Annotated in this window: 22 protein-coding genes; 15 read left to right on the top strand and 7 right to left on the bottom strand. The window is 72.9% G+C overall.

Annotated elements, in window-relative coordinates:
* The first annotated feature begins 34 nt into the window (after nucleotides 1-34).
* The 8 genes from ACFYZE_RS29975 to mug all read left to right on the top strand — a co-directional run bounded on the left by ACFYZE_RS29975 (nucleotide 35) and on the right by mug (nucleotide 7,427).
* Complete coding sequence (locus tag ACFYZE_RS29975) at nucleotides 35-925, top strand: LLM class F420-dependent oxidoreductase (protein ID WP_389000743.1); 891 nt, start codon at nucleotides 35-37, stop codon at nucleotides 923-925.
* Between the two features lie 97 nt (nucleotides 926-1,022).
* Nucleotides 1,023-1,448, top strand: coding sequence for a GNAT family N-acetyltransferase (locus tag ACFYZE_RS29970; protein ID WP_389000740.1), 426 nt, complete (start codon nucleotides 1,023-1,025; stop codon nucleotides 1,446-1,448).
* 174 nt (nucleotides 1,449-1,622) lie between these two features.
* Nucleotides 1,623-2,948, top strand: coding sequence for a hemolysin family protein (locus ACFYZE_RS29965; protein WP_389000737.1), 1,326 nt, complete (start codon nucleotides 1,623-1,625; stop codon nucleotides 2,946-2,948).
* Complete coding sequence (locus tag ACFYZE_RS29960; protein WP_389000734.1) at nucleotides 2,945-3,958, top strand: hemolysin family protein; 1,014 nt, start codon at nucleotides 2,945-2,947, stop codon at nucleotides 3,956-3,958. Before ACFYZE_RS29965 ends, ACFYZE_RS29960 begins: the two co-directional genes overlap by 4 nt.
* Nucleotides 3,959-4,205: 247 nt before the next feature.
* Nucleotides 4,206-4,988, top strand: coding sequence for an SGNH/GDSL hydrolase family protein (locus tag ACFYZE_RS29955; protein ID WP_389000731.1), 783 nt, complete (start codon nucleotides 4,206-4,208; stop codon nucleotides 4,986-4,988).
* A gap of 28 nt (nucleotides 4,989-5,016) precedes the next feature.
* The gene (locus tag ACFYZE_RS29950) at nucleotides 5,017-5,358 is read left to right on the top strand and encodes a DUF4326 domain-containing protein (RefSeq protein ID WP_389000728.1); all 342 of its coding nucleotides are present in this window, start codon (nucleotides 5,017-5,019) and stop codon (nucleotides 5,356-5,358) included.
* A gap of 84 nt (nucleotides 5,359-5,442) precedes the next feature.
* Nucleotides 5,443-6,885: an adenylosuccinate lyase gene (gene purB / locus ACFYZE_RS29945; RefSeq protein WP_389000726.1), complete on the top strand. Its 1,443-nt coding sequence runs from the start codon at nucleotides 5,443-5,445 to the stop codon at nucleotides 6,883-6,885.
* Complete coding sequence (gene mug, locus ACFYZE_RS29940) at nucleotides 6,882-7,427, top strand: G/U mismatch-specific DNA glycosylase (RefSeq protein WP_389000806.1); 546 nt, start codon at nucleotides 6,882-6,884, stop codon at nucleotides 7,425-7,427. The genes purB and mug overlap by 4 nt, the downstream gene beginning before the upstream one ends.
* 5 nt (nucleotides 7,428-7,432) lie before the next feature.
* Here mug and ACFYZE_RS29935 read toward each other — a convergent pair whose 3' ends face one another.
* The gene (locus ACFYZE_RS29935; protein WP_389000723.1) at nucleotides 7,433-7,876 is read right to left on the bottom strand and encodes a hypothetical protein; all 444 of its coding nucleotides are present in this window, start codon (nucleotides 7,874-7,876) and stop codon (nucleotides 7,433-7,435) included.
* Nucleotides 7,877-8,170: 294 nt separating this feature from the next.
* On the opposite strand from ACFYZE_RS29935, the gene ACFYZE_RS29930 reads away from it, so the two are divergent.
* Nucleotides 8,171-9,325, top strand: a complete 1,155-nt coding sequence (locus ACFYZE_RS29930; RefSeq protein WP_389000720.1) for an ROK family transcriptional regulator — start codon at nucleotides 8,171-8,173, stop codon at nucleotides 9,323-9,325.
* Nucleotides 9,326-9,463: 138 nt separating this feature from the next.
* Here the strand turns inward: ACFYZE_RS29930 and ACFYZE_RS29925 are convergent, their stop codons facing one another.
* Together ACFYZE_RS29925 and ACFYZE_RS29920 are read right to left on the bottom strand one after the other, a co-directional pair.
* The gene (locus ACFYZE_RS29925; RefSeq protein WP_389000717.1) at nucleotides 9,464-10,219 is read right to left on the bottom strand and encodes a GntR family transcriptional regulator; all 756 of its coding nucleotides are present in this window, start codon (nucleotides 10,217-10,219) and stop codon (nucleotides 9,464-9,466) included.
* 277 nt (nucleotides 10,220-10,496) lie between these two features.
* A complete protein-coding gene (locus ACFYZE_RS29920; protein ID WP_389000714.1) occupies nucleotides 10,497-11,396 on the bottom strand; it encodes an RNA polymerase sigma-70 factor in 900 nt (299 codons plus the stop codon).
* A 176-nt stretch (nucleotides 11,397-11,572) separates the two neighbouring features.
* Between ACFYZE_RS29920 and ACFYZE_RS29915 the strand changes: the two genes are divergently transcribed.
* The 3 genes from ACFYZE_RS29915 to ACFYZE_RS29905 all read left to right on the top strand — a co-directional run bounded on the left by ACFYZE_RS29915 (nucleotide 11,573) and on the right by ACFYZE_RS29905 (nucleotide 15,898).
* Complete coding sequence (locus ACFYZE_RS29915; RefSeq protein ID WP_389000711.1) at nucleotides 11,573-12,403, top strand: alpha/beta fold hydrolase; 831 nt, start codon at nucleotides 11,573-11,575, stop codon at nucleotides 12,401-12,403.
* A 295-nt stretch (nucleotides 12,404-12,698) separates the two neighbouring features.
* Entirely contained in the window at nucleotides 12,699-14,285 is a 1,587-nt protein-coding gene (locus ACFYZE_RS29910; RefSeq protein WP_389000708.1) for an alkaline phosphatase D family protein, read from the top strand.
* Between the two features lie 200 nt (nucleotides 14,286-14,485).
* A complete protein-coding gene (locus tag ACFYZE_RS29905; protein ID WP_389000705.1) occupies nucleotides 14,486-15,898 on the top strand; it encodes a GNAT family N-acetyltransferase in 1,413 nt (470 codons plus the stop codon).
* Between the two features lie 78 nt (nucleotides 15,899-15,976).
* Here the strand turns inward: ACFYZE_RS29905 and ACFYZE_RS29900 are convergent, their stop codons facing one another.
* Nucleotides 15,977-17,194 carry a trans-sulfuration enzyme family protein gene (locus tag ACFYZE_RS29900; protein ID WP_389000702.1) on the bottom strand — a complete coding sequence of 406 codons (1,218 nt, stop codon included), beginning with the start codon at nucleotides 17,192-17,194 and terminating at the stop codon, nucleotides 15,977-15,979.
* Between the two features lie 60 nt (nucleotides 17,195-17,254).
* Here ACFYZE_RS29900 and ACFYZE_RS29895 point away from each other — a divergent pair, with 60 nt between their 5' ends.
* Together ACFYZE_RS29895 and ACFYZE_RS29890 are read left to right on the top strand one after the other, a co-directional pair.
* Nucleotides 17,255-17,740, top strand: coding sequence for an Lrp/AsnC family transcriptional regulator (locus tag ACFYZE_RS29895; RefSeq protein WP_103844475.1), 486 nt, complete (start codon nucleotides 17,255-17,257; stop codon nucleotides 17,738-17,740).
* A gap of 85 nt (nucleotides 17,741-17,825) precedes the next feature.
* Entirely contained in the window at nucleotides 17,826-19,520 is a 1,695-nt protein-coding gene (locus ACFYZE_RS29890) for a DUF885 domain-containing protein (RefSeq protein WP_389000699.1), read from the top strand.
* Between the two features lie 38 nt (nucleotides 19,521-19,558).
* Here ACFYZE_RS29890 and ACFYZE_RS29885 read toward each other — a convergent pair whose 3' ends face one another.
* A complete protein-coding gene (locus ACFYZE_RS29885) occupies nucleotides 19,559-20,404 on the bottom strand; it encodes an SDR family oxidoreductase (protein ID WP_389000696.1) in 846 nt (281 codons plus the stop codon).
* A 74-nt stretch (nucleotides 20,405-20,478) separates the two neighbouring features.
* On the bottom strand, nucleotides 20,479-20,949 hold the full coding sequence (locus ACFYZE_RS29880; RefSeq protein WP_389000693.1) for a rhodanese-like domain-containing protein: 471 nt from the start codon (nucleotides 20,947-20,949) through the stop codon (nucleotides 20,479-20,481).
* Between the two features lie 136 nt (nucleotides 20,950-21,085).
* On the opposite strand from ACFYZE_RS29880, the gene ACFYZE_RS29875 reads away from it, so the two are divergent.
* Nucleotides 21,086-21,532, top strand: coding sequence for an Lrp/AsnC family transcriptional regulator (locus ACFYZE_RS29875; protein WP_389000690.1), 447 nt, complete (start codon nucleotides 21,086-21,088; stop codon nucleotides 21,530-21,532).
* Between the two features lie 7 nt (nucleotides 21,533-21,539).
* Here ACFYZE_RS29875 and ACFYZE_RS29870 read toward each other — a convergent pair whose 3' ends face one another.
* Nucleotides 21,540-24,533, bottom strand: a complete 2,994-nt coding sequence (locus ACFYZE_RS29870) for an AAA family ATPase (RefSeq protein WP_389000687.1) — start codon at nucleotides 24,531-24,533, stop codon at nucleotides 21,540-21,542.
* Between the last annotated feature and the right edge of the window lie 24 nt (nucleotides 24,534-24,557).

Genomic DNA, 24,557 nt, shown 5'->3' with positions numbered 1-24,557 from the left:
GGGTACTCAAGTCGCCTATAGACGAGGAGAGTTCATGCCACGCCCGTTCCGTTTCGGCGTCAACATGCTCGAACCCGCACCGGCCGCCGAGTGGCGCGCCAAGTGTCGGCGGGCGGAGGAGATCGGCTACGACGTCATCCTCGTCCCGGACCACATCGGCTGGCCGGCTCCGTTCCCGGCGCTGGTCGCGGCGGCGGAGGCGACCGAGCATCCCCGGGTGGGGACGTTCGTGCTCAACGCCGGCTTCTGGAACCCGGTGCTGCTGGCCCGCGAGGTGGCGACGACGGACGCGCTGACCGGTGGCCGGCTGGAGCTGGGGCTCGGCACCGGCTACGTCCGGGCGGAGCACGAGCAGGCGGGGCTGCCGTACGGCTCGCCGCGTGAGCGCGTGGACCATCTGCGGCGCACCGTGGAGGAGTTGGACCGGCTGCTGGGCTCGGAGGACCACCGGCCGCGCCCCGTGCAGCGACCGCGGGTGCCGCTGCTGATCGGCGCCAACGGCGACCGGATGCTGAAGCTCACCGCCGAGCACGCCGACATCGCCGCGTTCACGGGGGCGCGCTCGGTGCCGGGGAGCACGACGGGACAGCTGGAGCCGATCACGGCCGAGCAGCTCGACGAGCGCGTGGGTCTGTACCGCAGGCTCGCGGCGGGCCGCGGCGAGCCCGCCGAGCTGAATGTGCTGATCCAGAGGGTCGTCGTCACGGAGGACCGCGAGGCCGCCGTGCGCCCCCTGCTGGAGCACCTGCCGAACCTGACGCCGGAACAGGCCCTGGAACTGCCCATCTTCCTGATCGGCACGCTGGAGCAGATCGTCGAGCAGGTGTGGGCGCAGCGCGAACGGTACGGATTCACGTACCTGACCGTCCTGGAGCCGTCGATGGAGGCGTTCGCACCGGTCATCGAGGCGCTGCGCGGCGCGTAGCCGTTGGGGGCCGCCCGCGGCTTGCATCCCCTGTCCACTTCCGTCCGCATGCCGGAATTCCCGGATCTGTCTGTCGGCGGCGTGATCGGATCACCGCATGAGTGATCTGCGGATACGGGCCGCCGGGCCCGAGGACCTGGACACCGTGCTGGCCTTCTGGAAGGTGGCCGCGGAGGGCACGAGCATCAGCGACGACCGGGACGGGGTGCAGCGGCTCGTCGACCGCGACCCGGAGGCCCTGATCCTCGCGGAGCGGGACGGCCGGCTGGTCGGCACGGTGATCGCGGGCTTCGACGGCTGGCGCTGCCATCTGTACCGGCTCGCGGTGCATCCGGAAAGTCGGCGGCAGGGCATCGGTTCTGCGCTGCTGTCCGCGGCGGAGGAGCGGTTCGTGCGGCTCGGGGGGCGCCGCGGGGACGCGATGGTGCTGCAGCGCAACGAGACCGCGCACCATGCGTGGCGGGCGGCCGGGTACACGCCCGAGGAGCACTGGCGGAGGTGGGTCAAGCCGCTCACCGACTGAGCCACAGGAGCCACTTTGCCGATCCTTTACCATGGAGGAGCCAAGCTGCCCCCCTGTCGGGGTCAACCCGTCCCACCATGAAAGGTGTGAGCGTCCGTCCATGGGCGAGCCTCCCAGTACCCGTGATCGCGCGGTCCCCGCGCCCCTGGCCGATCCTGGGACGGAGGTGACCCGATGACCGAAGTGCTCCTCCTGCTGGTGGCGGTTCTGCTCTCGGTGGCCTGCGGTGTCTTCGTCGCGGCGGAGTTCTCCCTCACCACGGTCGAGCGCAGCGAGCTGGAGCATGCCGCACGGCGCGGTGAGCGCGGCGCGGCAGGCGCTCTCAAGGCCGTGCGGAACCTGACGTTCCAGCTCTCCGGTGCGCAGCTCGGGATCACGGTCACCAACCTGGTGGTCGGCATGCTCTCCGAGGCGTCGATCGCGAAGCTGATCGCGGGTCCCCTCGAGGCACTGGGCGTGCCCCGCTCGGCGGCCCCGTCCGTGGCCCTGGTCATCGGCACGGCTCTGTCGACGGTGTTCCTGATGGTGGTCGGCGAGCTGGTGCCGAAGAACTGGGCGATCTCCTCGCCGCTGGCCGTGGCCAAGCGGGTGGGCGGGCCGCAGCGCTGGTTCAGCCGCGCGTTCCGCCCCTTCATCACGCATCTGAACAACACCGCCAACCGCGTGGTGCGCCGCTTCGGCCTCGAGCCGGCCGAGGAGCTGGCCTCCGCTCGCGGCCCCCAGGAACTGGTGGCGCTCGCCCGGCACTCCGCGCGACAGGGCGCACTGGAGGCGGACACCGCCGAGCTGTTCGTCCGCACCCTGAACCTCGCCGATCTGACCGCGGAGAACGTGATGACCCCGCGCGTCCAGGTCGTCGCCCTGGACGCCCAGGCGACCTGCGAGGACGTCGCGAACGCGACACGCGCGACGGGCCTGTCGCGGTTCCCCGTCTACCGCGGCAGCCTCGACTCGGTCATCGGCACCGCCCATATCAAGGACATCCTCACCGTGCCCGCCGAGGAGCGGCCGCTGCGGTCCGTAGCACAGCTGATACGCGAACCGCTGTTCGTTCCCGAATCCCTCACCGTCGACCGGCTGCTGGACCGGCTCTCCGGCAAGAACACCATCGCCGTGGTCATCGACGAATACGGCGGCACCGCCGGGGTCGCCACGCTGGAGGACATCGTCGAGGAGGTCGTCGGCGAGGTGCGCGACGAGCATGATCCGCACGAGACACCCGACCTGGCGTCGGCCGGGATCGACGCCGTCGGCCGGGCGCTGTACTCGGCCGACGGCTCGGCCCGCGTCGACCAGCTCGCGCGCGTGGGGCTGCGGGTGCCGGAGGGGCCGTACGAGACGCTTGCCGGACTCGTCGCGACGGAACTGGGCCGCATACCCGTCAGGGGTGACCGCATCGAGGTGGCGGGCTGGCGGCTGGACGTGGTGGACGCATCGGGACGCAGGGCCGCGCGCGTGCTGATGCACGCGCCGCGCACCCTTGAGGAGGGGGAACGGTGACCGTCGTCCAGTTGCTGATCGGTCTGTTGACGCTGGTCGCGAACGCGTTCTTCGTGGGCGCCGAGTTCGCGTTGATCTCCGTGCGGCGCAGCCAGGTGGAGCCGCGCGCCGAGGCGGGCGAGCGCCGGGCGCGCAGCGTGCTGTGGGGGCTGGAGCACGTGTCGGCGCTGCTGGCCGCGGCTCAGCTCGGCATCACCCTGTGCACCCTGGTCCTCGGTGTGGTCGCCGAGCCGGCGATCGAGCACCTGCTGGAGCCGGTGTTCCACGCGGTGGGTGTGCCCCAGAGTGCGGGGCATGCCGTGTCGTTCGTCATCGCGCTGGCGCTGGCCACGTATCTGCACATGCTGCTCGGCGAGATGGTGCCGAAGAACGTCGCGCTCGCGGAGCCGGTGCGGCTGGCCCTGCTGCTCGGCCCGCCACTGGTGGCCATGTCCCGGGCGCTGCGCCCGGTCATCTTCACGGTGAACGCGTTCGCGAGCGCGCTCCTCCGGCTGCTGCGGGTGCAGACTCGGGACGAGGTCGCGGCCACGTTCTCGGACGACGAACTGGTGCGGCTCGTCAAGGACTCCAGCGCGGCCGGGCTCATCGACGACCGTGCGCAGGAGCGGCTGCACGACGCGCTGGTCCTCGGCCGACGGCCCGTACGGGACGTGGTGGTGCCGCTGGAGCACGTCGTCTACGCCCGGGTGGGCGTCACTCCGGAACAGCTGGAGCAGTTGTCGGCCCAGTCCGGCTTCTCGCGCTTCCCGGTGGTGGACGAGGGCCGGCGGATCGTCGGCTATCTCCACGTCAAGGACGCCCTGGACGCCTCACCACGGGATGTGCCGTTCCGGCTGCGGGACATGCGGCCCATCGCCCGGGTGCGCGAGACCACCCCGCTGGACGACGTCCTCACGGCCATGCGCCGCAGCCGCACCCACCTGGCAGCGGTCCTGGGCACGGACGGCCGCCTCGCGGGCCTGATGACGATGGAAGACGTGCTGCGCCAGCTGTTCGGCCAGCCGGCCTGATGCCCTGGGATTCCCTCGGCCTGCCTGACGCTCGTGCACTCCGTCGGCCCGCCTGACGCCGTGGCTCCGCCGCGATCGCCCGGGAGCCACCCCCGGGAACCACACCGGGGGTGGCTCCCGGACCCCGTGAAGAGCTTCGCCGCCGCCCTGCGCGGGGCGGCGGGCGGGCATGCGACGAGCGGCCCGGCGCAGACTGACCGACCGGTGGGTATGGAGTAGGGACGGCCGGGATAGCATCTACGGCGCCATGCAGACGAACCCCACCTACTCCAGCCTGGTCGCCGTCGGCGACTCCTTCACCGAGGGCATGTCGGACCTGTTGCCCGACGGCTCCTACCGCGGCTGGGCCGATGTCCTGGCGGGCCGGATGGCCGCACGGACCCCCGGATTCCGGTATGCCAACCTCGCTGTGCGCGGCAAGCTGATCGCTCAGATCGTCGACGAGCAGGTGGACCTCGCCGCAGCGATGGGGGCCGACGTCATCACCCTGGTCGGCGGGCTCAACGACACGCTGCGGCCCAAGTGCGACATGGGGCGCGTACGGGCGCTGCTGACGGAAGCCGTGGAGCGGCTCGCCCCGTCGTGCAAACAGCTCGTCCTGATGCGCAGCCCCGGCCGGCAGGGCCCGGTCCTCGAGCGCTTCCGGCCCCGTATGGAGGAGCTGTTCGCCTGTGTCGACGACCTCGCCGCACGGCACGGCGCGCTCGTCGTCGACCTGTACGGGGCACCGTCGCTCGCCGACCCGCGCCTGTGGGACGTGGACCGGCTGCACCTGACGGCCGACGGGCACCGCCGGGTGGCGGAAGCCGTGTGGCAGACGCTCGGGTACGAGGCGGAGGATACGGAGTGGCGCACACCACCGCCCCCGACCGCGCCACCGAGCTGGGTCGCCCGCCGGACCGCGGACGTCCGCTTCACCCGGCAGCATCTGCTGCCGTGGATAGGACGGCGGCTGACCGGCCGCTCCTCGGGCGACGGCCGCCCTGCCAAGCGTCCGGAACTGCTGCCGTACGAGGGCCCGACCGTGTAGGGGTGGGGACCACCGGAGGGAGCAGCGCGTGACCACCAAGGTGATCAACCTCAAGGGCCGCCTTCAGGAGTACGGCCCCCGGCTGGAACACGCGCCGAGGAACGTCGTCTACGTCGGCCGCCGCCTCACCCGGGGCGGCTGGGACCTCGCCCAGCACCCGCTGTACAACCCCTTCCAGATCGACACGTCCAAGAAGAAGCACGACGGGACGCGGGAGGAGGTGATGGCCAAGTACCGGGACTACCTCATGGGCCGTCCCGACCTGCTGGCCCGGGTCCCCGAGCTGCGCGGCAAGACCCTCGCGTGCTGGTGTGCGCCGGAGCTGTGCCACGCGGACATCCTGGCGGAGGTCGCTGACAGCAGGCGGTAGCGCTTACGTGACGGCCGTCTCGTAGGTTCCGCCGAACCGGCCCGTGGATCTGGCCTGCAGGAATCGCCAGTAGAATCCGTACACGTGACTGCTGCGCCCGCAAAGCCCCGTATCCCGAACGTCCTCGCCGGACGCTACGCCTCCGTCGAGCTGGCCACTCTCTGGTCCCCCGAGCAGAAGGTGAGGCTGGAGCGGCAGCTCTGGCTCGCCGTGCTGCGGGCCCAGAAGGACCTCGGGATCGAGGTGCCGGACCAGGCGATCGCCGACTACGAGCGCGTCCTCGACCAGGTCGACCTCACCTCGATCGCGGATCGCGAGAAGGTCACCCGGCACGACGTGAAGGCGCGGATCGAGGAGTTCAACGCACTCGCCGGGCACGAGCAGGTGCACAAGGGCATGACCTCCCGCGACCTGACCGAGAACGTCGAGCAGCTGCAGATCCGGCTCTCCCTGGAGCTGATGCGCGACCGCACGGTGGCCGTCCTGGCGCGCCTCGCCAAGCTGGCGGGCGAGTACGGCGAGCTGGTCATGGCCGGCCGCTCCCACAACGTGGCCGCGCAGGCCACCACCCTCGGCAAGCGTTTCGCCACGGCCGCCGACGAGCTGCTTGTCGCGTACGGCCGCGTCGAGGAGCTGCTCGGCCGCTACCCGCTGCGCGGCATCAAGGGCCCCGTCGGCACGGCGCAGGACATGCTGGACCTGCTGGGCGGCGACGCGGGCAAGCTCGCCGAGCTGGAGCACCGGATCGCCGAGCACCTGGGCTTCTCCCAGGCCTTCACCTCCGTCGGCCAGGTCTACCCGCGCTCCCTGGACTACGAGGTCGTCACCGCGCTGGTCCAGCTCGCGGCCGCGCCGTCGTCGCTGGCGAAGACGATCCGGCTGATGGCCGGCCACGAGCTGGTGACCGAGGGCTTCAAGCCGGGGCAGGTCGGCTCCTCCGCGATGCCGCACAAGATGAACACCCGCTCCTGCGAGCGTGTCAACGGCCTGATGGTGATCCTGCGCGGCTACGCCTCGATGACCGGCGAGCTGGCGGGCGACCAGTGGAACGAGGGCGACGTGTCCTGCTCGGTGGTGCGCCGGGTCGCGCTGCCGGACGCGTTCTTCGCACTGGACGGGCTGCTGGAGACGTTCCTGACGGTGCTCGACGAGTTCGGCGCCTTCCCCGCGGTCGTCGCGCGGGAGCTGGACCGCTACCTGCCGTTCCTCGCCACCACCAAGGTGCTGATGGCCTCGGTGCGCGCGGGCGTGGGCAGGGAGGTCGCGCACGAGGCGATCAAGGAGAACGCCGTCGCCTGCGCCCTGGCGATGCGTGAGCAGGGTGCCGAGCGCAACGAGTTGCTCGACCGCCTGGCCGCCGACGAGCGCATCCCGCTGGACCGCGCCGAGCTCGACGCGCTGATGGCGGACAAGCTGTCCTTCACGGGCGCCGCGGCCGACCAGGTCGCCTCGATCGTCGCCCGCGTCGAGGAGATCGTGAAACAGCACCCGGAGGCCGCCGGCTACACCCCGGGGGCGATCCTCTGACCCGGTTCACCCCGGCGGACCTGGAGGCCGCCCGCGACCGTCTGGTACCGGACGTGGTCGCGGACGGCCTCGACATCCTCTTCTGCGGTATCAACCCGGGGCTGATGACCGCGGCGACGGGCCATCACTTCGCCCGCCCCGGCAACCGCTTCTGGCCCGTGCTGCATCTGTCGGGCTTCACCCCGCGGCTGCTCCAGCCGTCCGAGCAGGCCGAGTTGCTGTCGTACGGGCTCGGGATCACAAACGTGGTGGCGCGGGCGACGGCGCGGGCCGACGAGCTGACCGCCGAGGAGTACCGCGAGGGCGGACGGATCCTCGGCGCCAAGGTGGAGCGGCTGCGGCCGAAGTTCCTGGCCGTGGTCGGGGTGACCGCGTACCGGGCGGCCTTCGACGACCGCATGGCCCGTGTCGGCCCGCAGGAGCGGACGATCGGCTCCAGCCGCGTCTGGGTGCTGCCCAATCCCAGCGGGCTCAACGCGCATTGGACGGCGGCGACGATGGCGGAGGAGTTCGCACGGCTGAGGCACGCCGCGCAGGACTAGGACGGTCAGGGCGGGTCTATGGCCGTGACGACCGCGAGGAGTCGTATCTCGTCGGTCTCGTCGCGCTCGGCCACTCCCAGGGCGACCCACCGGCCGGTGCCGTCCGCCTGCCACAGATGCACCTCATGCACGAGGTCGCCCAGCAACGCCCAGGGCTGCGGTATCTCCTCGCCGCGCGCCCTGCGCACGCCGAGGGTCAGCATCCCCCAGCGCTGTCCCTGCCCCCACCGGTCGTTCAGCCGCTGGGCGATCGCTTCCCTCCATGCGTCGAAGTCCTCCGCCGTGCGCTCCCGTGCCGCGCCGTCACCCGTACCGAGGCCGACGCTCACCGTTAACTCGGCGATGTGGAACCCGGGCCCCCCGAAGCCCACGTCCGACCGGCCGGGTCGCGCGGGGAACTCGCGCAGACACAGCCGGTCGATCGTGGCCAGGTGATGGTCGATGGTCATGCGTCCAGTAGACCAGTCACCACTGACAACTGGCGTGGCGTCAGAGGTCCGGACCATCAGTCGTCCTCGCGCCGTGCTCCGGGCGCCTGCGAGCAGCACCACCGCCGTCACCACGAGCCCTGTCCACGGCACCGGCATCCCTTCGGTTCGGTGCCTCGCGCAGGACGGCTGTCCGGCGTTGTCGGGCAGGAGGTCGGTGGCCGTTCCCGATCACGGAGGGCGCCCGGCCCTCGCGGGTCGGCGCGGTGCCGAGTACGATCCGGCCAACACGCGCATGACCTGGGGAGGACACGGGTGGGGCTGACCGGCGGGGACCCCTCTCTGCTGCGACGGATCAACTCCGCCGTGGTGCTGCACGCGCTGCGCGCGACGGACTGTGCGACGCTCACCGAGATCACCCGGGTGACCGGACTGTCCCGGCCGACCGTCGAGGGAGTCGTCGAGGGGCTGATCGAGGCCGGGCTCGTGGTGGAGGCGGCGGCCGAGGAGGGCGCGGCCCGGCGGCAGGGGCGGCCCGCACGCAGGTTCCGGTTCCGGGCGGAGGCGGGCCATCTGCTGGGGCTGGACGTCGGCGCGCATCGGGTGACCGCGCTCCTCGCCGATCTCGACGGCCGTGAGCTCGGCAGCCTCTCCAAGGAGGTCGACGAGTCCGCGCCGGCCGACGAGCGGCTGGAGCGGCTGCGCGGCACCGTCGCCGAGCTGCTGCGCCGGTCGGGCGTGTCCCGTGGTTCGCTGCGCGCGGTCGGGGTGGCCACCCCCGGCATCGTGGAGGCGGACGGCACGGTGCGCCTGGGCACGGCTCTGCCCGAGTGGACCGGTCTGCCGCTGGGCGAACGGCTGAGCCGCTCCTTCAAGTGCCCTGTCCTCGTCGAGAACGACGCCAACGCGGCGGCCGTCGCGGAGCATTGGAAGGGCGCCGCCACGGAGTCCGACGACGTGGTGTTCGTCCTGGTCGGGCTGAGCCCCGGCGCCGGTTCGCTCATCGGCGGTCGGCTGCACCGCGGCTACGGTGGGGCGGCAGGGGAGATCGGCGCGCTGCATCTGCTGGGCCGCGAGGCGAAGCCGGAGACGTTGTTGTCGACCACGGACGAGCCGCTGCAGCCGCTGGACGAGCAGCAGGTGGCCGATGTCTTCGCGCTGGCCCGTGAGGGCGACCAGCGGGCCCGCGCCGCCGTGGACCGCTTCCTGCAGCGGCTGGTGCACGACGTGGCGGCCCTCGTCCTGGCCCTCGACCCCGAACTGGTCGTGATCGGCGGCTGGGCGGCGGGCCTGGACGGCGTTCTGGACCCGCTGCGCCACGAGCTGGCCCGCTACTGCCTGCGCCCCCCGAGGGTGGCCCTGTCGCAGCTGGGCGAGGCGGCGGTGGCGACGGGCGCGCTGCGGCTGGCGTTGGACCACGTGGAGGAACAGCTGTTCGCCGTGGAGGGGACGGTCACGGCACGGCGCTGAATGCCGCTCGCAACCCGTAGGTGTCCCAACGGCGCCGCGCCCCGGGTGACCGGGGCGCGACGGATGCGGCCTTCGATGGTCGCTGCCGAATGCGACGGATGCGGCCTTCGCTGCCGGCTGCCGGGTGCGGCGGCGCGGTCAGGAGGCGCGGCGCTCCGGGCCGTGGTGGATCTCGATGTCGCCACCGAAGGTCAGGCGGCAGGTGTCGGCGCGGTAGGTCGCGACGGAGACGGCCGCGGTGCGTCCGCCGGAGTGGAAGCGGGTGGTGACGACGAGGACGGGCGCACCGGGCAGCCGGTCGAGTTCCTTGGCGTCCTCGGCGCTGACCGAGCCCAGCTCGACCGCCTGGTCCCGGCCCTCCAGCTCCAGGTGCTGCAGCTCGCGCAGCACGGCACGCGCGCGTGCCGCGCCGGAGGGGGCGTCGATCGCAGAGAGGTCGGGCACCGAGGAGTGCGGGATGTAGAGCAGTTCGGCGGCCACGGGCCGGCCGTGCGACACGCGGGAGCGGCGTACTGTGTGCACCTGCTCGCCCTGGTCGGTCTCCAGGAGGTCGGCCACCGCGGCGGGCGGGACCACGTCCATGCAGTCCGTGGGCTGCCAGTCGTCGCCGACCGCCCCGGGCCAGGTGTGCCCCTCGGCACTGACGGCCACCCCGACGCGCGGCGGGGCGACGGTGGTGCCGACCCCGCGGCGGCGCTGCAGGCGGCCTTCCAGCTCGAGCTGTTCCAGCGCCTGGCGGAGCGTGGCGCGGGCGACCCCGAACCTGGCGGCGAGATCCCGTTCGTTGGGCAGGATCTCGCCCACCGAGAACTCGGAGTCGAGTGCTTCGGTGAGCACGGTCTTGAGATGCCAGTACTTGGGCTCCGGCACCGATTCCAGCTGCGTGGTCCCCACCCTGTCCTCCGCGATCGCCGTGGCCCGGCGGCTTTTAAGCGCCCTTGTTTTTTAAAGGTTGTTGCACTTCTCTGCGACCATAGGGCGGCCCCCACCCTTGGTCAAGACCAATCCTCGACCGGTCGCCCATTCCCTGTGCGGTCTGTCACGAAGCGTTCACAGTGCGTTCGCAGTGGGCGACGCGCACGACATGTCGGCGAAGCCTCCGTTCACGGACTGCGTGCTACGGAGGCTTCGCCGAGGTCCGCGCCGCCTCCGTCGTACGGGGGCTTCCCGATCACTCGTCCGGCTGCCGGTCCACCGGCAGGGAGGCCAGCTTGTCCGGGTTGCGGATGGCGTAGACGCACTGGACGCGCCCGTCCACCACGTCCACCTGGAACACGGTGTCGGGCTTGCCGCCGGACAGGACGAGCAGGGCGGGACCGCCGTTGAGCTCCAGGAATCGCAGCGACATGTCCGCCGGAGGCTGCCCGGCCACGGCGGCGAGGAACCGGCCGACCTTGTCCGCGGTCTGCAGGACGCGCAGCGGTGCCTTGGCGCGGCCGCCGCTGTCGCCGATCAGCCGTGCGCCCGGGGCGAGCAGTTCCATCAGCCCCTTGAGGTCGCCCTCGACGGCCGCGGCGAGAAAACGCTCGGTCAGGTCGCGGCGTTCGGCGGGGTCGACGTCGTAGCGCGGCCGACGTTCGTCGACGTGCTTGCGCGCGCGTGCGGCGAGTTGGCGCACCGCGGCCTCGCTGCGGTCGAGGGTGGCGGCGATCTCCCCGAACGGGAACCCGAAGGCCTCTCTGAGCACGAACACCGCGCGCTCCAGCGGCGACAGGGACTCCAGGACGACGAGGACGGCGAGCGAGACGGAGTCGGCGAGCACGGCCCGGTCCGCCGCGTCCGGCGCCGTGTCGCCGAAGTCGGTGACGTAGGGCTCGGGCAGCCAGGGCCCGACGTAGGCCTCCTTGCGGGCCTGCGCCTGCCGCAGCCGGTCGACGGCCAGCCGGGTGGTGACACGGACGAGGTAGGCGCGCGGTTCGCGCACGGCGTCGCGGTCGGCGCGGGACCAGCGCAGCCAGGCCTCCTGGACGACGTCCTCGGCGTCGGCGACCCGGCCGAGCATGCGGTAGGCCACCCCCATCAGGACGGGACGGTGCTCTTCGAAGACCTCGGTCGTAGTGTCGGTCGTCACCGTCACATCCCATCCGACACGCTCCGACCATGTCCAGGAGACAAGGCGGTTGACGCAGCACAATGGCCGCGGGCCGCCTGTGGCCGAACCGCGTCGAGACGGGGGCTACCCGCGGGTAGCAATTGCTGACAAGCTGTCTACCACATCGTCCGTGCCCCCCAGACGAGGAGCAGCAGATGTCGGCCACGGTCTCCTTCAGCGTCCCCTCCCCGCACGGCCCGCGGACCGTGACCGTCTCCTACGCGCGTGTGGGCGAGGGCGAACCGCTCCTGCTGCTGCACGGCATCGGCCACCACCGGCAGGCCTGGGACCCGGTCGTGGACATCCTGGCGACCGAGCGGGACGTGATCGCGGTCGACCTGCCGGGCTTCGGCGCGTCCCCGGCCCTGCCGGAGGGGCTCGCCTACGACCTGGCGACCGTGGTGCCCGCCCTCGGCTCGCTGTGCGAGGCGCTGGGGATCGAGCGTCCGCACGTGGCGGGCAACTCCCTCGGCGGACTGCTGGCCCTGGAGCTGGGCCGCGAGAAGCTCGTACGGTCCGTCACCGCCCTCGCCCCCGCCGGTTTCTGGACCCCCGTCGAGCGCCGGTACGCGTTCACGGTCCTTTCCGCGATGCGGCAGGCCGCGCGGAACACGCCGCTGCCGGTGGTGGAGCGACTGTCGCGCACCGCGGCCGGCCGGACGGTCCTGACGAGCACCATCTACGCCCGTCCCGCCCGCCGTTCACCCGAGGCCGTCGTCGCCGAGACCCTGGCGCTCGCCCGCGCCGAGGGGTTCGCCGAGACCCTCCGGGCTGGCACGTCCGTCCAGTTCACCGAGGACGTGCCCGGACTGCCGGTCACCGTGGCGTGGGGCACCAGGGACCGGCTGCTGCTGTACCGTCAGGGCGTTCGTGCCAAGCGGATCATCCCCGGGGCCCGGCTGGTGCGACTGCCCGGCTGCGGGCACGTCCCGATGAACGACGACCCCGCGCTGGTCGCCCGGGTCATCCTGGACGGCAGCCGCTGACCCGGCCGGGCGGTCCTGGGGCGGGCGGCCGCGGCCGGTTCGGCGGTACGTCCGTTGTCCGCGCACGGCACGGCGGCCCGTCGACGGCGTTCGCCCGGTACCGGGTTGCGCGCACCTGTCGGCCGTACGTGTCCGGGAAGGCGTACGGGTGATGGCGACGCCACGCGCGCGTGACGGGTGTCCTTCACCGTGCGGCCGGGGTCCGTTGTTCACTTGCGGTTTCCGTGCGCGCCGTGGCGCACGAGTAGGTGTTGCGGTGCCCATTGGCCGGAATACGTCCCTGGAGGCGCATCCCATGTCACACCGTCCCTTCCCCGCCCGCCGCAGCGTGCTGCGCGGCTCCCTGGCCGCTTCGGCGGCCCTGACCCTGCCCACCGCGCTCGGCGCGGCGCCGGCGTTCTCCCTGTCGGGACGCCCGAAGGCGGGATGGGGCGTCCAGGCCGGCGACGTGACCGCCCACTCCGGTCTGGTCTGGGTGCGCTCGGACCGCCCGGCCCGGATGATCGTCGAGACCGCCGCGACCGAGTCGTTCCGCAACCCGCGCAGATGGCAGGGGCCGCTTCTGGGCCCGGACACCGACTTCACCGGCACCACGCGGCTGCACGGGCTGCCCGCCGGCGAGCAGATCCACTACCGGGTGCTGCTGGCCGACCCGGACGACCCGCGCCGCACCGGCGAGCCGGTGACCGGCACCTTCCGTACGACGCCTCTCCAGCGGCGCCGCGGGGTGCGGTTCCTGTGGTCTGGCGACCTGGCCGGGCAGGGCTGGGGCATCAACCCCGACCTCGGCGGATACCGCATCTACGACGCGATGGCGAAGCTGGACCCGGACTTCTTCCTGTGCAGCGGTGACAACATCTACGCCGACGGCCCCATCTCGGCCACCCAGGCCCTGCCCGACGGCAGCACCTGGCGGAACATCACCACCGAGGAGAAGTCCAAGGTCGCCGAGACCCTGGCCGAGTACCGCGGCAACTTCCGCTACAACCTGCTCGACGAGAACCTCAGGCGGTTCAACGCCCAGGTGCCGTCGATCATCCAGTGGGACGACCACGAGGTCCGCAACAACTGGTACCCGGGCGAGGTGATCGCCTCCTCCGACACCCGCTACACCGAGAAGAGCATCGACGTGCTCGCCGCCCGCGCCCGGCGCGCGTTCAGCGAGTACTTCCCGATCTCCACGCTGCAGCCGGGCGACAAGAACGGCCGGGTGTACCGGGTCATGCGGCACGGTCCCCTGCTGGACGTGTTCGTGCTGGACATGCGCACCTACCGAGACCCCAACTCGCCCGACAACCAGGCGGTCGACCCGCAGGGCATCCTCGGTGCCGAGCAACTGGAATGGCTGAAGCGGGAGTTGGCGGCATCCCGCGCGGTCTGGAAGGTGATCGCGGCCGACATGCCGCTCGGCCTGGTCGTGCCGGACCCCATGGAGAACAAGCCCAACTTCGAGGCCGTGGCGCAGGGTGACCCGGGCGCGCCGCTCGGGCGGGAGCTGCAGATCGCGGAGCTGCTGCGGTTCATCAAGCACCGGAGGATCACGGGCACGCTGTGGCTGACGGCCGACGTGCACCACACCTCTGCGCAGCACTACCACCCCTCCCGGGCGGCCTTCACCGACTTCGAGCCGTTCTGGGAGTTCGTCTCGGGCCCGCTCAACGCCGGCGCGTTCCCGGCGAGCGCGCTCGACGGCACGTTCGGCCCGGAGCGGGTGTTCGTGAAGGCGCCGACCGCCTCGAACGTCTCCCCCGCCGGCGGTTACCAGTTCTTCGGTGAGGTCGACGTCGACGGCGACAGCGGTGAGTTGACGGTCCGTCTGCGGGAGCAGGACGGTACTGTTCTGTTCACCCAGGTGCTGCAGCCGGGTCGCGTGGGCCAGTAACGGGCCCGCCGCTTCGGCTACCCTCACTCACCGCGCCGCGCACCGGCGTCATCCCCCGGTGCGCGGCATCGCGGTCGTCGCCGCCTGCGCATCTCGTACAAGAAGCAATAAAAGGGACAGATCTATACTTAACCGATCAGTCACAAAGCGTTCGTGATCACGCAACACCCTTCCTGCACAGTACTTGCATGACTCCAGACATGTCTGATGTGAGGCGCGCGAAGAACGGCCGCCCGGTGCACCACTGGCGACGCGACCTCGTGGAACTCGCTGCCCTGTTCACGGCGGTCGCGGTGGCGGACGTGACGGCCAACCTGGTCGGACACGGGCCCGACGGCCCCGCCCTCCTCGTGATCTCGGCGGTGGCGCTGGTGGCGACGGCCGCGTTCCACGCATGGTGGTCACGCCGCCACGGCCATGCACCGCCCTCGGCCGATACCGGCGCCCGGCCGCTCCCCGAGGCGGAGCAGGCCGGGCCGTCCGGGACCGACGGGGCGAGCACGCTGTGGCGGATGCGGACGACGGTGAAGGACGAGCCGGGCTCGCTGGCCGCGCTGTGCACGGCGCTGGCGAGGCTGCGCGTCGACATCCTCAGCCTGCAGACACACCCGCTGGCGCACGGCACGGTCGACGAGTTCCTGCTGCGGGCGCCCGCAGGCGTGGAGGCGGGCGAGGTCACCCGGGCGGTGTCACAGGCCGGCGGCGACGGGACCTGGATCGAGCGGGCCGACGCACACGACCTGGTGGACGTCCCGACCCGGGTACTCGGACTCGCCGCGCGCACCGCGCTGGACGCGGCCGAACTCCCCCTGACCCTGCGGCAGTTGCTCGGCCGGTGCACCATCCGCTCCCTGCCCGCCGTCTCCCCCGGCTCCGGCAGGGCCCGGGAGGAGGCCCCCGTCGAGGGCGCTCTGGAGGACACGGTCATGCGGCTGCGGGCGCCGGAAGGCGGGGTGATCACGGTGGAGCGGCCGTACCTGCCGTTCACCCCCACGGAGTTCGCGCGGGCCCGCGCGCTGGTGGAGCTGGACACGCGGCTCGGTCCGCGCATCCCGCGCAGCCAGGACGTGCTGACGCTGCCGGCAGGCAACGCGATCACCGTGCGGCGCGCCGACACCTCCGACCTGAAGGCGGCGAAGGAGATGCACGCCCGGTGCTCGGCGCGCACGCTGGGCATGCGCTACCACGGGCCGGTCCACGACGCGGGTCGCTATCTGGGCCACCTGCTCAGCCCGCGCTTCGGCCGCACCCTGGCCGTGCAGACGGGATCGGGCCGCATCGTCGGCCTCGGGCACCTGCTGTGGGACGGCGACGAGACGGAGGTCGCGCTGCTCGTCGAGGACGAGTGGCAGCGGCGCGGCATCGGCAGCGAGCTCCTGCGCCGTCTGGTGTCCATGGCGGTCGAGGCGGGCTGCGAGAACGTCTACGCGGTCACGCAGGCGTCCAACACGGGCATGGTCGCCGCGATGCGCGGCCTCGGGCTGCCACTCGACTACCAGATCGAGGAGGGCACCCTCGTCATCACGGCCCGCCTGGACGCGACGCCGGTTGCGTCCCGTCTGCCGTACGGCGACGCGTACGAGCGGCCCGGCTCGAGGGGCACGCGCGACTGACGGCGCGCCCACGCACGACGGACGGGGAACGGCCCGGCGCACTGCGCCGGGCCGTTCCGCATGCCGGGACCGGGCCCGCTACCGGCCGGCCATCTCCTCCCGGCGCCGGTCGCCTCCGCCCTGTTCCGCTCCCAGAGCCCGCTCCAGGTCGGCCCACAGGTCCTCGACGTCCTCGAGGCCCACCGACAGTCGCAGCAACCGGTCGCTGACCCCGGCGCCCCGGCGGTCCTCGGCGTCGACGATGCGGTGGCTGATGGACGCCGGATGCTGGATGAGGGTGTCGACGCTGCCGAGGCTCACCGCGGGCGTGATCAGACGCACCCCGGCGATCACCGCGTGCGGATCCCCGTGCACCTCGAAGGCGACCATCGCGCCCCCGATGCGGGGGTAGTGGACACGGGCGATCCGCGGGTCGGCCGCGAGACGGCGGGCCAGTTCGGCGGCGGTGGCGGACGCCGCCCGTACCCGTACCGGCAGCGTCGCGAGGCCGCGCAGCAGCAGATAGCCGGCGAGCGGATGCAGCACCCCACCCGTCGCGAAGCGCACCTGCCGCAGCCGGCGTGCCAGTTCCCCGTCGCAGGCCACGACGCCGCCCATCACGTCGCCGTGCCCGCCGAGGTACTTGGTGGCACTGTGCAGCACCAGGCGCGCCCCCTGCTCGACGGGCCGCTGCAGCACGGGTGTGGCGAAGGTGTTGTCCACCAGCAGCGGAACCGTGCCGCACGCGTGCGCGACCGCCCGCAGGTCGACCTCCGCGAGCGTCGGGTTGGCCGGGGACTCGACCATGACCAGGCCGGTGTCCGGGCGCAGTGCCTCCTCGATGCCCGCCGGGTCGGTCCAGGTCACCTCGGAGCCCAGCAGCCCGGCGGTCAGAAGGTGGTCGCTGCAGCCGTACAGCGGTCGTACGGCGACGACATGCCGCAGGCCCAATGCGCCCCGGGCGAGCAGCACGGCGCTCAGGGCGGCCATGCCGCTGGCGAACGCGACCGCGCTCTCGGTGCCCTCCAGACGGGCGAGCGCGGTCTCGAAACGGGCGACGGTCGGGTTGCCGAGCCGTGCGTAGACGGGCGGCCCCTCCAGCTCGGCGCCGTCGGCCGCGAAGGCGTCGAGGCGGGCGGCCTCGCCCCTGCTGTCCGGGGAGGGGTAGGTGGTGGACAGGTCCAGGGGCGGGGCGTGCAGCCCCAGGGCGACGAGGTCCTCGCGCCCGGCGTGCACGGCCTCGGTGGCGAGCGCCCGGCGCCCGGACGGACCGCCCGCGGGGAATCCGTTCCGCGTGTCATGAGTACGGGAATCCATGGACGGCAGACTGAACACCGGCCGGAGTCATGGCGGCGAAACCCGTGTTACGTTCGGCGTATGGCCGAATCCGTCGTACTGGACCCGGTGGATCTGCATCTGCTGCGGCTTTTGCAGAACGACGCCCGGGCCACCTACCGCGACCTCGCCGCACAGGTCGGGGTCGCGCCCTCCACCTGCCTGGACCGGGTGACCCGGCTGCGCCGCTCGGGCGTGATCCTCGGTCATCAGCTGCGGCTGGACCCGGCGAAGCTGGGGCGCGGCCTGGAAGCGCTGCTGTCGGTGCAGGTCAGGCCGCACCGGCGGGAGTTGGTCGGTCCGTTCGTGGAGCGCATCCGGGCGCTGCCCGAGTCCCGTACCGTCTTCCACCTCACCGGCCCGGACGACTACCTGGTGCATGTCGCTGTCGCGGACATGGCGGACCTTCAGCGACTGGTGCTCGACGAGTTCACGGCACGACGGGAGGTGGCGCGGGTGGAGACCCGGTTGATCTTCCAGCAGTGGGACTGCGGCCCGCTGCTCCCCCCGGGACAGGCCACTGCGTGAGCCGTGCCGAAACCCGCTGGACAGGGGGTAAGCCGAGCGCTGAATCCGCGTGACGCGCACCACGTGGCGTATGAGGATTGTCCGCATGTCTGACACGACCAGAAGCCCTCTGCCCCGGGAGGTCGCCGACGCCTACGTCGACGCCCTCGTCGCCCTCGACCCGGTCACCGGCACGTACCTCGGTGTGAAGGAGAGTTCGAGCAAGCTGCCCGACACCTCACCCGCGGGCCAGGAGGCGCTCGCCGATTTGGCGCGCGAGACCCTCGCGCGGCTCGACGAGGCGGAGCTCCGGCCGGGCGCGGACAGTGACATCGAGCGCCGGTGCGCGCGCCTGCTGCGTGAGCGGCTCACCGCCGAACTCGCCGTGCACGAGGCCGACGAGGGCCTGAGGGCGGTGAGCAACCTCTCGTCCCCGGTGCACTCCGTGCGCAACGTCTTCACCATCACCCCCGTGGCGACCGAGGAGGACTGGGCGGCGGTCGCCGAGCGTCTGCGCGCCGTGCCGGCCGCTCTGCGGGGCTACCGCGAGTCCCTGGCCCTCGGCCTGGAGCGCAAGCTCCATGCCGGTCCGCGCCCGACCGCGACCTTCATCGAACAGCTCACCGAATGGTCGGACAAGGACGGCCAGGGCCGCGGCTGGTTCGAGGGCTTCGCCTCACAGGGCCCCGACGCGCTGCGCGCGGAGCTGGACGAGGCCGCCCGCGCGGCGACCGCCGCCGTCACGGAGCTGCGGGACTGGATGCGCGACGTGTACGCGCCGACGATCGAGGGCGCGCCGGACACGGTCGGCCGTGAGCGTTACGCCCGTTTCGCGCGCTACTTCAACGGGACGGACCTGGACCTCGACGAGGCGTACGCGTACGGCTGGTCGGAGTACCACCGCATCCTCGGCGAGATGAAGAAGGAGGCCGAGAAGGTCCTGCCCGGCGCCGCGACCCCGTGGGTGGCACTCGCTCACCTGGACGAGCGCGGCACCCACATCGAGGGTGTCGAAGAGGTCCGCGCCTGGCTGCAGGGGCTGATGGACGAGGCGATCGACGCACTGGACGGCACGCATTTCGAACTGGCCGAGCGGGTGCGGAAGGTCGAGTCGTGCATCGCGCCGCCCGGCAGCGCCGCGGCGCCCTACTACACGGCTCCCTCCGCGGACTTCTCCCGCCCGGGCCGCACCTGGCTGCCGACGATGGGGCAGAACCGCTTCCCGGTCTACGACCTCGTCTCGACCTGGTACCACGAGGGCGTCCCCGGCCACCACCTCCAGCTCGCACAGTGGGCGCACGTGGCCGACGACCTCTCCCGCTACCAGGCGACGGTGGGCATCGTCAGCGCCAACGCGGAGGGCTGGGCGCTGTACGCCGAGCGCCTGATGGACGAACTGGGCTTCCTCACCGACCCGGAGCGGCGCCTCGGCTACCTGGACGCCCAGATGATGCGGGCGCTGCGGGTCATCGTCGACATCGGCATGCACCTGGAACTGCAGATCCCGGCGGACTCGCCGTTCCACCCGGGCGAGCGCTGGACGCCCCGGCTGGCGCACGAGTTCTTCGGCTCCCACAGCAGCCGCCCGGCGGACTTCGTGGAGAGCGAGCTGATCCGCTACCTGTCGATGCCGGGCCAGGCGATCGGCTACAAGCTGGGCGAGCGGGCCTGGCTGCTGGGCCGCGAGAAGGCCCGGGAGCGCCACGGCGACGCGTTCGACGCGAAGGCCTGGCACATGGCGGCGCTCTCGCAGGGCTCACTGGGCCTGGACGACCTGGTGGACGAACTGTCCCGCCTCTGATCGCGCGTGGACGGCCGGGCCTGCGCCGGGTCCGGCCGTCAGCGGCGGAAGCCGCCCTCCGAGCCGATGACCTGACCTGTGATCCAGGCCGCCTCGTCCGTGGCGAGCCAGGCGACGAGCCGGGAGGGATCATCGGGCACGCCCCAGCGCCCGGCCGGGAAGCGCGCGGCGACGGCCTCGTAGGCGTCACCGGTCAGGTAACCGGTGTCGACGGGGCCGGGGTTGACCGTGTTGACGGTGACCGCGTGCTCGGCGAGGGCCGTGGACAGCGAGCGCGTGATCGAGGCGAGGGCGCCCTTCTGGAGCGCGTACGCGATCTCGCCCGGCATGCCGTCCCCGAGGTCCTGCCCCGAGGTCATCATCACCACCCGCCCGCCCTCCGTGCCCGACGGCAGCCCGGCGCGCAGCCGGGTGTACGCCTGCACCAGGAGGAGCACCGAGCGGGTGTCCACGGCCCAGTGCGCGTCCAGCATGGCGGCGTCGACGGTGTCGAGGGTGCCGTCGCTGCCGCTGAGCGCGTGGTTGGCCACGAGGATGTCGACGCGTCCGCCCAGCGCCTCGGCGGCCCGAGCGATCAGCTCGGCCGGAGCCGCCGGGTCGGACAGGTCCGCGGGGCCGTCCGCCACGGGCGCCCCCGGGTCGGCCAGTGCCGCACGCACTCCGGCGACCACGTCCTCGACGCGGTCGGCGCCCCAGGGCATGTCCGCGTCGTGCGGCACATGGTGGTGCAGATAGACGCCGGCGCCGTACGCGGCCAGCCGCCGGGCCACCGCGTACCCGATGCCGGCGCGCCGGCTCGCGCCGGTGACGAGGGCGGTGCGGCCGCGCAGGGGCAGCGGATCGCGTCGGAGCTCTTCGGGCGTGGGATGCGGGAGTCGGGGCACGGTCGCCATGATGCGGACGGCGGGCGCCGCCCGCACCCGGTTTTCCCACGCCCCTGGGTGCGGTGGGCGGTCGGTCAGCAGCCGCAGTCCGCGTCCCGAGCAGGTGCCGTCAGAGGGTCGGCGGCGCGCTGCCCGGGGCCCTGCCAGGTCTCGTACGCGAAGCCCTCGCGTACCCAGTACTCGAAGCCGCCCAGCATCTCCTTGACCTGGAAGCCCAGTTCGGCCAGGGCGAGGGCCGCGCGCGTCGCGCCGTTGCATCCCGGGCCCCAGCAGTAGGTGACCACCGGCACCGCCCTGTCGAGGAGTTGCCCGGCCTGTTCCGGGATGAGGGCGGTGGGCAGGTGCACGGCACCGGGGATGTGGCCCTGGTCCCAGGCCGCGGTGGAGCGCGAGTCGAGGAGGACGAAGCCGGGGTCGCCGCCGGCCGCGAGCGCGGCGGCGACGTCGGACACGTCGGCGTGGAAGGCGAGGCTCGCCCGGAAGTGGGCGGCGGCGGTGGCCGGTGCGGCCGGGGGAACGCGCAGGACGGGGTTCTCGGCGGTCATGCTGATGCTCAACGGGCCGGCCTTTCGCTGGTGGAGTTCGCTGACCAGAAACCTATGGCGATCGATCGCCTCTCTGAACGGACGATCAACGGCTTGCATCTTGATCAGCCGGGGATTCCCCTGCTATCCCTCGGGAATGACCGCCTATTCCCCGGACGCCACCGACTGGCGCATACTCGATGTCCTCCAGCGCGACGGCCGCGCCGCCTACGCCGAGCTGGCGCGTGCCGTCTCCATGTCCGCGAGCGCGGTCACCGAACGGGTGCGGCGGCTGGAAGAGGCCGGTGTCATCCAGGGGTATGCGGCGGTCGTCGACCCGGAGCGGCTGGGCCTGCCGATCCTGGCGTTCGTGCGGCTGCGCTACCCGAACGGCAACTACAAGCCGTTCCACGACCTCGTGGCCGCGACCCCCGAGATCCTGGAAGCGCACCACGTCACCGGCGACGACTGCTTCGTCATCAAGGTCGCGGCACGCTCCATGCGCCATCTGGAGGAGGTGTCGGGCAGGATCGGCACGCTGGGCTCGGTGACGACGAGCGTCGTGTACTCCTCGCCGCTCCCCCGCCGTTCTCTCGGCCGTTGACCGCCGCTCAGCCGACTCCCCGCTGACGTACGACGGAACCCGTCCGGCCCTTCACGACCTCCAGCTGCGCGTGGATACGGCGTCGCAGGTCGGCGACATGGCTGACGATGCCCACGCTGCGGTCCCGCTCCCGCAGCGAGTCGAGCACGTCGAGGACCTCGTCGAGGGTCTGGTCGTCCAGGCTGCCGAACCCCTCGTCGATGAAGAGGGTGTCCAGACGCACGCCGCCCGCCTCGTCGGTGACGACGTCCGCGAGGCCGAGGGCGAGGGCCAGGGAGGCGAAGAACGTCTCCCCGCCGGACAGGGTCGCGGTGTCGCGCTCCCGCCCGGTCCAGGCGTCGACGACATGCAGCCCGAGGCCGCTGCGGCCACGCCCGGACCGGTCGTCGGAGTGGACGAGGGTGTAACGGCCCGAGGACATGCGCTGCAGCCGTACGGTCGCGGCGGCCGCCACCTGTTCGAGGCGGGCGGCCAGCACGTACGACTCCAGGCGCATCCTGCGTTCGTTCTCGGCGGAGGTGCCGGCGGCGAGGGACGCCAGCCGGGCCACCCGGTCGTACTCGTCGCGCAGCGGCGCGAGGCGCCGTACGGACGCGGTCGCGCGCGCGGACAGCCGGTCGAGTTCGGCGCAGCGGCGGGCCGCCTCGTCCTGGGCGGAGACGGCGGCCTGCAGCCGGCGGGCCGCGGCCTCGGCGGCCTGTTCGGCGGTGGGGAGGTCGGCCGGCGGCTGCTGGGCCGCCGCCGCGGTGTCGGCCTCGGCGAGCATCGCGCGGACGGCGGCCTCCTCCTGTTGCCAGGCGTCCAGGCGTCGTTGCAGTTCGCGATGGGCGGTGTCGTCGAGAAGGGCGGCGGCCGCGGCCTGCGGGGTGTCGAAGCCGGCGCGGAAGGCCGCGTCGGCCAGGCGTGCGTCGGCCTCCTTGAGGCGCTGCGCGCAGTCCTCGGCGGCGCGGGCGGCGTCGGCGGCCTCGGTGAGGAGGGCGGCCCGGCGCTCCAGCTGCGCCGCGCGCGCGGCCACGCTCACGGCGTCGCCCCGGGCCCGGCCCAGCTCCTCCACGAGCGCGGCCCCTTCACGCTCCAGCGCGTCCCGGCGGGAGACGCGCGCCGCCACCCGCAGGGCGGCTTCCTGCCGGGCGGCACTGCGCCGCTCGCGCTCCTGCTCGGCCCGCCGCAGCTCCTCCTGCGCGGGGTGCAGCTGCGAGGCGCCCGCGCGTGCGGCGCCGTGGAGCCGCTCCAGTTCGTCCGCCTGCGCGGCGAGTTCGCCGGTCGGCGTGTCTCCCGCCTCGGCGGTCGCGGCGGCCAGCGCCTCCCGCACGGCGGCGAGTCGCCGTTCGTCCTCGGCGTGTTCCTCCTCGGCGTGCCGATGGGCGGCGAGCGCCCGCTCCTCCGCTTCCCGGTCGACGTGTCCGGCCACCTTGCGAGCGGGCGCGGGGTGGTCGGTGGCGCCGCAGACGGCGCAGGGTTCGCCGTCGACGAGCCCGGCGGCCAGTTCCGCGGCGATGCCCTTCAGCCGCTGCTCCTTGAGGTCGAGCCAGTGTTCGTGGGCCGCGAGAGCGCGCTCCCGGGAGGCGAGGGCACGGGCCCGGGCCGCATCGGTCTCCTGGGCGAGCCGGTCGCGCTCACGGGCCGCCCGCAGCCGGTTCCGGGCCGGTTCACGCTGCACGGCGAGCTGCTCGGCCCGAGTGGCGGCCTCCTGGGCGGAGTCGATCCGTTCCTGCAGGGCGGCTCGGGTCCGCTCCCACTCGGCCAGCCAGCCCTCGGCATCCTGCAGGACCTCTTCGTCGGCACGCTCCTGGCGGTCCATCTCCGTCCGCTCGGCGGCGAGTTCACCCAGTCGCCGCTCGGCGCGGCGGGCCGATTCCAGAGCGCCCAGCTCCTCCGCCGCCCGGCGCGCGGCGGCCGCGAGGCCTGCGGCCCCGGCGGCCGCGTCGGTCTCCGGGAGCCGGGCACGCGCGCGTGCCTCGGCGTCGGCGGCGCGCCGGTGCTCGGCCTCCGCGGAGTCCCGCAGATCCAGGGCGGGCGCCACGGCCTCGGCCTTGCGGGCGCGTTCCATGCGCTGCTGCGCCTCCCGGTGGGCGTCGGCGCGCTGCTCCAGGATGGCCGCACGCTCCCGGGCCTCGGCGAACCTGCGCTGCAACCGGGCCCGTTCGCGTGCGTCGTCAAGGGCGTGCTCGGCGGCGGCCCGCGCCGACTCGGCGGCCGTACGCGCGCACTGGGCGATGGCCAGGCGCTCACGGGCCGTGCTGCGGGCGACGGCGGCCCAGCTCAGGACGGTGTCGGCGAGCCCCGGGTCACCGGGGGCCAGGTCCGGCAGGGGCACGGGGTCACCGGCCGCCTGCTGCATGCGGTGGGCGTCGGCGAGCAACGCGGCGTCCCCGTCGCGTACTTCGGCCTCCGTGGTCCGGCGACGCTCCGCGAGGCGCTTTTCGGCCTCGGCGAAGCGATGGGTGTCGAAGAGTCGGCCGAGCAGCTTGCCGCGGGCCTCGGCGTCGGCGCGGAGGAAGCGGGCGAAGTCGCCCTGGGGCAGCAGGACGACCTGGCAGAACTGCTCGCGGCTCATGCCGAGAAGCTGGGTGATCTCCTCGCCGATCTCCTGGTGGGAGCGGCTGAGGTCCTTCCAGGCGCGGGCAGCGCTGTCGTACTCGCGCAGCCAGGTCTGGGCCTTGTCGGTCGTCGTGCCGCTGCCGCGCTTCTTCGGACGCTCCCAGGGCGGCTGCCGGGTGATCTCCAGCCGCCGGCCGGCGACGGTGAGTTCGAGTCGGATCTCGGTGCGCGTCCCCGGCTGGGCGTGGTCGCTGCGCAGGGTCATGCCCTGGCCGCTCTGCCGGGCGCCGGGCACGGCACCGTAGAGCGCGTAGCACACGGCGTCCAGGACGGATGTCTTGCCGGCGCCGGTCGGCCCGTGCAGCAGGAAGAGTCCGGCCGCCGACAGGGCGTCGAAGTCGACCTTCTGGGTGCCGCCGAACGGGCCGAAGGCGGTGATGTCGAGTCGGTGCAGCCTCACCGGTCCCCCTCCGTTCCACGTGTG

Source organism: Streptomyces sp. NPDC001796, from assembly GCF_042892355.1.
Taxonomy (GTDB): domain Bacteria; phylum Actinomycetota; class Actinomycetes; order Streptomycetales; family Streptomycetaceae; genus Streptomyces.
This window is presented reverse-complemented; position numbering and strand designations above follow the sequence as displayed.